Genomic DNA, 6,061 nt, shown 5'->3' on the forward strand with positions numbered 1-6,061 from the left:
ACGGTTGTCAGCCTAGCGGTTGGCCTTGTCGATATCGCGCCAGGTGAGCCAGAGCCTGAGATCAAACTCCAGTTGATGATAGTCGGGCTCCATGTGCTGGCAGAGCTGGTAGAAGCTCTTGTTGTGATCCTTCTCTTTGATATGGGCCAGCTCGTGCACCACGATCATTTTCAGGAACGGGGGCGGCGCTTCCTTGAACAGGGCGGCGATGCGGATCTCGTTCTTGGCCTTGAGCTTGCTGCCCTGCACCCGGCTGACGTAGGTGTGCAGGCCGAGGGCATCCTTGATCACGTTGATCTTGCCATCGAACACCACCTTTGACAGGGGCGCCGAGCTCTTGAGGTAGCGGTTCTTCAGCTCCATGGTGTAGGCGAGCAGCGCCTTGTCACTCTGGATCTGGTGGCTCTCCGGATAGCGTTTGGCCAGCATCTCCCCCAGCTTGCCTGCCGCAATCAGCTGCTGTACCTGTGCCTTGAGAGGGTCGGGATAGCCGCCCAGATAAGTCAGTTCCGCCATGGTGTCACTCGTTACATCAAAAAGAGCGTCATTGTAGTTATCTCGGGCGGGCTTGCCTACCGATGAGGAGAGAAGGGTGTCTAGTCCTGAAATAGGTTTACACATTTTCAACTAGCATTTCTCTACTCAGCACCCCCTATGTACCGCATCGGGGGTTCTGTATTTCAACGCATGATGCGGCCGCTCTGCGTTGTAAATATCTACTGCTTCACGCACCATTTCCCGCGCTTGCGTCAAATCCTGCGGGCTTTGCAACAATAACTCTCCTTTCAAAATCCCGTTTACCCGCTCCGCCAACGCGTTCTGGTAACAGTCATACCCATCCGTCATCGAGCATTTCACCCCGTACCGCTCATGTAATGACTGATACAACCCCGAGCAATACTGCACGCCGCGGTCCGAGTGATGGATGAGTTCACCGCCGCCACGCCGTTGCTTCAGCGCTTTCTTGAAAGCCATCGCCACCGATTCGGCATGCATTCCTTCGTGCACGTGATGGCCCACTATCTTGCGTGAGTAGGCATCCGTCACCAGGCTCAGGTACAGCGGTCCGCTCCTGGCTGGCAGATAGGTGATATCTGCGACCCAGACCTGCTCCGGGGCCACCGGCGTAACCTGCTCTGGCCCCGCCTTGAGCAAGTTGGGATGACGGTAGAAACGGTGAAAACTGTGGGTGGTCTTGTGGTACGCCCGTCTGGGCTGCACCAGCAGGCGGTGCTCGGCCAATATCCGAAACAGCCTGTCACGCCCGACCTTGAGCCCGCCATCATCCTGACCCTGCAGCAGATAATGCAGCTTGCGGGTGCCCACCCGCGGTTGTCGCAGTCGAACCTGACGCACGAAGCGCACCACCTGCAGCCCTTGTGCATGGCGCTCGTCGGCGACCCGATTGCGCTTGTAGTAGGCCTGCCGGCTTATCCCCAGAAACAGGCAAGCCCTGACGATGGTCAGCCTTTCGACTTGCCGCTGCGAGAGGACTTGCCGGGTCGCTTTTTTACGATGGAGACGCCGTAGTCATTCTTCAGTACATCGACGACTGCCTCAAAGAACTGGGCTTTCTGACTCATCAGCGCCAGCTGTTGCTCGAGTTCCTTGATGCGCTGTTCGGGCGTCTGGTTGTCGGGGTCAGGCATGGTGATGCTCCTGGCGGCGCGTACAAAAGCCCCCTGGCTCCAATCTTGCCGACCATGTTTACGCAACCATACCAGAACGGTGGAGCGGCCCTGAATGCCATAACGCACCTGAGCCTGTTTGTAGGTGAGCTCGCCTTTTTCAATCTGCTCGACCAGTGCCAGTTTAAAAGTCAGCGAGTAATCGCGCTGTGTCCGTTTCACACCTTGTCCCATCGGGTTCTCCATTTATTGGGAGGAAAGGTGTAAACCATATTCAGGACGGGACATTGTTGAAAAATAAGGCAAACGATCTGTTGGAGGGTAGAAAGCCGTTGCATTGAACGCCCAGTTTGCCTATTCTCCTCGCCGGTGGTCCTATTGGTCCTCTCGCATTGATAACCCGTCGACCTGGTCAGGACCGGAAGGTAGCAGCCAAGGCGGGGGACTCGAGTGCCGGGATGTGGCTGGTAGGGCCACCACTTGTTTCTGCAATTCAATAAGTTACAGCTAATAGCCCCCCTTCAGACCTCTTGGTAATCCACTTTGTGTGGATGAATCAGGAGTCTTCTCTGTGAATCTCTGGCTCTCTCCGCAAGGTATCTGGTACTACCGCAAGGTGACAGTGCTCCCCTGTGGTCGCCGCAAAGACATCAAGAAATCTCTCCGTACTCGGGACAAGCTGGTCGCTCGTGAACAAGTGGCTCAGTTGCTCGCCTGTGCGCGTTCTCGGGTAAAGCCTGAGACTGTCCAGCCAGAACCTCAGCCAAGCTCCCTGCCGGAGCCTCAGCGGCTACAGCAACAGACACCAGCTGCGACCAAGCCAGCCCCTCAGTCAGTCCCTGCGGCTCCTTCTGCCATTGCATCCCCTGTACTTTCAGAACTCAGTGAGCGTTACCTGAAAGAAAAGGCGTTGTCCTGGGCACCAAAAGAGCTCAGCAATCAGAAGAACTACATCGGTTACTTCATCAAGGCGCTGGGGGACAGACCTCCAACAGCGTACAGCAAGGCTGATGTGGTCAAGTTCAAGGACGAGCTGCTGAACTCAGGCAAGAGCCCGACGACTATCAACAAGTACCTCCAAAAGCTCTCTCTGTTGTTCGTTTGGCTCGGCAATCACCACGAGGGCATCGTCAATCACTTTGCTGGGCTCAAGCTACAGCGGGTCAAAGAGGTCAATGCTCGCAGTGGGTACACATCTGTGGAGAAACAGAGGTTGATCCAGTGGGCGAAAGAACAGGAGCCATACCGCAAGTGGATAGCGTTGCTCGGCCTGTATACCGGAGCGAGGGCCAATGAGATCTGCCAGTTGTACGCGGATGATGTGCAACAGGTCGATGAGGTATGGTGCCTGAACATCAGAGACAACCGCCCAGACCAGAAGCTCAAGACGGCCAACAGTGCCCGCCTGATCCCTATTCACTCCTCGCTGATTGCTGGTGGCTTTATCGACTTCGTGCAGGAAAGGGCAGGGGGGCGGCTGTTCCCTGAGTTACCTCATCGACAAGACGGTTACAGCCATCTCTGGGGCCAGTGGTTTAGCCGTCATCGTCCTGTAGATAAAGACTTCCACAGCCTGCGGCATACAGTGGCAACAGCGTTAAAGGATCATGGTGTACCGCTACAGTATGCGGCGGCGATCTTGGGGCATACCAATGGTGCCATCAGTTACGACAGGTACGGTGGTGGAGTAGCCGTCGAGAAGTTACAAGCTTCCATTGAACAGGCTCTATGAACAATTTCACAAAACACTATTAACTCCTGAATCAATTGAGGTGAAGCCCCATTTGGGTTATAAACGTGGTTTAGTAGAAAACAACGCTGATGATTCTAGGTTATTGAAATCTAGGCAATTACTAGCATTGAAGCTAAACGACGTAATCCAACTTGATAAGGAGAATTGCAAAATGGCTAGATGTACAGCTCCAGTACGTGGACATAGGTCAGCTGCCGCAGCAGCAGATTGCCCCGCATGTGGTGGCCGTTATGGAGGATACAGTGGCTACACTGACTACATTCCTTATACCATCCCGTCATTTCCCTCATCGGGTAGTAGCAGTAGGTCTGGTAGTAGCGGGTCTAACAGCACAAAACCGCGCTGGTCGCGAGCTAGCTCACCTGTGGTGTACACGTATGCCCAAGTACAGTCACTTACACCAATCCGTGAGACTGTTGAAGCTCGAGCAGTCCAACAGCCTGACCTTCGTGATGTATTTCTGTGCCATGCATGGGATGACCGACAAGGAGTAGCCAAAGAGCTGCACGACTTACTTGAGGCTGCGGGTGTCAAAGTCTGGTTCAGTGAGAAGGACCTTGCCTTGGGCGTTCCTATGATGCGTGCTATCGACAAGGGGTTGGCAAATTCACGAATTGGGCTTGTGTTGGTTACCCCTGCACTGCTGAAGAGGCTTCCCAATGAGGGCGTTGCAGATAAGGAGCTTTCGGCTCTCTTGGCGAGTAACCAGCTAGTCCCAATAGTGCATAACACAACGTATGACGCCCTCCGTAATGTCAGCCCCTTGCTTGCCTCACGAAGCGGTTTGGATACTGGAGAGGATACAATGTCAATTGTTGCGCAAAAAATAGCTGAGTTGGTCGCTGTTTAGCTCGGAAATCCTACAGGTTATCAATACGGACGCGATTGTTAATAAATACTCGTTTCAATCCACCGATAGTAGGGAACCCTTTAGTTTGCACCAGTCGAAGTGGTCACTCCTTTGGCTGGTACTTCTCAAAATACTGACCAGCTAGTGTCTGTGCATCTGATAATACCGTTGGGCTCAACTCCTTGGCTGCGTTGTTCCGAAATGCAACAGCTGCGGAGTATCCATTAGCTGCAGCCACGGAATACCATACATACGACATTTTGTAATCCTGTGGCAGACCATCTCCACGTTCATACATAACTCCGAGGTTGTTTTGAGCTGTTGGATTTCCTTGTTCTGCCGCCTTACGGAACCAAATCGAAGCGAGTTTGTAATCTTGAGGTAACCCACCGTTCCCACTAAGGTACATTTCCCCAAGTTTGAGCTGTGCATCAACGAACCCCTGCTCTGCTGCCTTGCGAAACCAATCAACAGCCTGCTTATAGTATTTTCCTTCGATACACCACAGCCCGAGTACATACTGTGCGTCGGCAACCCCTTTAGATGCTGCTTTCTGGAACCAAACCCCAGCCTGCTTGTAGTCCTGTGGGACCCCTCTACCTTCGTAGTACAGCCAACCGAGATAATACTGTGCGCGAGCAACTTCTTTCACTGCTGCCTTGTGGAGAAAAGTTTGAGCCTGTTTATAGTCCTGTATGACCCCTTTACCTTCAAAGAACAATAACCCGAGACCAAACTGTCCGCCAGCGGAGTCCTGTGCTACTGCTTTCCGAAACCAAACCTCAGCCTGTTTATAGTCCTGCGCAACTCCTTTACCGTTGTAGTACAGCCAGCCAAGAGCTAGCTGCGCATTGGCATCTCCCTGCTCCGCAGCTCTACGGTACCAAAACTCGGCCTGCTTATAATCCTCTGCTATCCCCCCGAGACCGAGCTCGAAAAGTTGTCCAAGGTTGTATTGTTTATTCGCATCTCCCTGTTCCGCTGCAATTCGGAACCAGCTCACAGCTTGTTTATAATCCTGTGCAACTCCTTTACCGTCGTAGTACAACCAGCCAAGAGCTACCTGTGCATCGGCATCTCCCTGCTCTGCTGCTTGTTTAACCTCTGCACTTGGTGTGTTTTCCCAGTCTTTTGCTTGGGCTGTAGTTTCACCAAAACAGAGCCCAGCCAAGAGCAACGCTAATGCTGTTTTTTTCATCCCTGAAATCTCCATCCCTAGTGTGAGTAGTCCCTGGCACTGTATGGCATGTGCAGATGGAATTACAGATCGGGTGGGGCCCCTGGTGACTGGTGGGTACCTGTGGGGGGCAAAAATAGCTAAAAATGTGAATCTACTTATAAGGATGAAGCGTCATCCCCAGTTCCCCCCGTGCCCCCCCCTCTGTTCAACATCCTGCTACTATCTGCCGCCATCCTATCCGTCCTGTCCCTAGAGCTGGCCGCCAGTTCTATACGTAGGGCAGGGCAAGCAATGGGGAGAGTTGGGCATTGTTCCCAAAGCGTGTTAGCGAGTCTTTTGGCTCTATTCTGCAACCTAGGGTGGGATTTGAATGACAGCCTCTAACTTCATGTGAACGTGTTTTTATGAATTCTGGAGCAATTCATGCCATTGTCACCGAACCGCCAACATTCATGCATCTCCTGAAATTTTTGCAAAAATTGGCACCAATACGTTTCGGGAAGAGCACCGAGATCTGCCCTAGGCTGCCCTCGCTCATTCAGGCACTGCTGCTGTCCCACAGTCCTAGCAACGGTAGCCCTGAGTCTAATCGGCTGCCTCTCTGCTGTTGCCTTGCCGTTGTCCTGCAGGCACTCACTCACCGGTCCCCC

The 6,061-nt window shown here is 53.2% G+C and carries 5 protein-coding genes and 1 other RNA gene; 3 read left to right on the forward strand and 3 right to left on the reverse strand.

Annotation, left to right across the window (positions count from 1 at the left end; genetic code table 11):
• Positions 1 to 12: 12 nt before the first annotated feature.
• A complete protein-coding gene (locus VF684_RS13290; protein ID WP_005333421.1) occupies positions 13 to 516 on the reverse strand; it encodes a M48 family metallopeptidase in 504 nt (167 codons plus the stop codon).
• 126 nt (positions 517 to 642) lie between these two features.
• Positions 643 to 1,862, reverse strand: a protein-coding gene (locus tag VF684_RS13295; RefSeq protein ID WP_279456053.1) for an IS3 family transposase whose coding sequence is annotated in 2 segments (ribosomal slippage) — positions 643 to 1,514 and positions 1,514 to 1,862 — 1,221 coding nt in all. Because the reading frame shifts where the segments join, the coding sequence is not laid out codon by codon here.
• Positions 1,863 to 2,004: 142 nt separating this feature from the next.
• Between VF684_RS13295 and ffs the strand changes: the two genes are divergently transcribed.
• The 3 genes from ffs to VF684_RS13310 all read left to right on the forward strand — a co-directional run bounded on the left by ffs (position 2,005) and on the right by VF684_RS13310 (position 4,231).
• Positions 2,005 to 2,101, forward strand: an RNA gene (gene ffs, locus VF684_RS13300) — signal recognition particle sRNA small type.
• A 98-nt stretch (positions 2,102 to 2,199) separates the two neighbouring features.
• A complete protein-coding gene (locus tag VF684_RS13305) occupies positions 2,200 to 3,360 on the forward strand; it encodes a tyrosine-type recombinase/integrase (protein ID WP_376900235.1) in 1,161 nt (386 codons plus the stop codon).
• Positions 3,361 to 3,532: 172 nt separating this feature from the next.
• Positions 3,533 to 4,231, forward strand: a complete 699-nt coding sequence (locus VF684_RS13310; RefSeq protein WP_167556551.1) for a toll/interleukin-1 receptor domain-containing protein — start codon at positions 3,533 to 3,535, stop codon at positions 4,229 to 4,231.
• Between the two features lie 103 nt (positions 4,232 to 4,334).
• Here the strand turns inward: VF684_RS13310 and VF684_RS13315 are convergent, their stop codons facing one another.
• Complete coding sequence (locus tag VF684_RS13315) at positions 4,335 to 5,429, reverse strand: SEL1-like repeat protein (RefSeq protein WP_376900237.1); 1,095 nt, start codon at positions 5,427 to 5,429, stop codon at positions 4,335 to 4,337.
• Between the last annotated feature and the right edge of the window lie 632 nt (positions 5,430 to 6,061).

Source organism: Aeromonas sp. Lyrl_2 (assembly GCF_051948815.1).
GTDB classification, from domain to species: domain Bacteria; phylum Pseudomonadota; class Gammaproteobacteria; order Enterobacterales; family Aeromonadaceae; genus Aeromonas; species Aeromonas veronii.

Bases quoted from the DNA above. Each gene is read 5' to 3' on its own strand.
- VF684_RS13290 (WP_005333421.1), bottom strand. From the start codon at position 516: ATGGCGGAACTGACTTATCTGGGCGGCTATCCCGACCCTCTCAAGGCA.
- VF684_RS13310 (WP_167556551.1), top strand. From the start codon at position 3,533: ATGGCTAGATGTACAGCTCCAGTACGTGGACATAGGTCAGCTGCCGCA.
- VF684_RS13315 (WP_376900237.1), bottom strand. From the start codon at position 5,429: ATGAAAAAAACAGCATTAGCGTTGCTCTTGGCTGGGCTCTGTTTTGGT.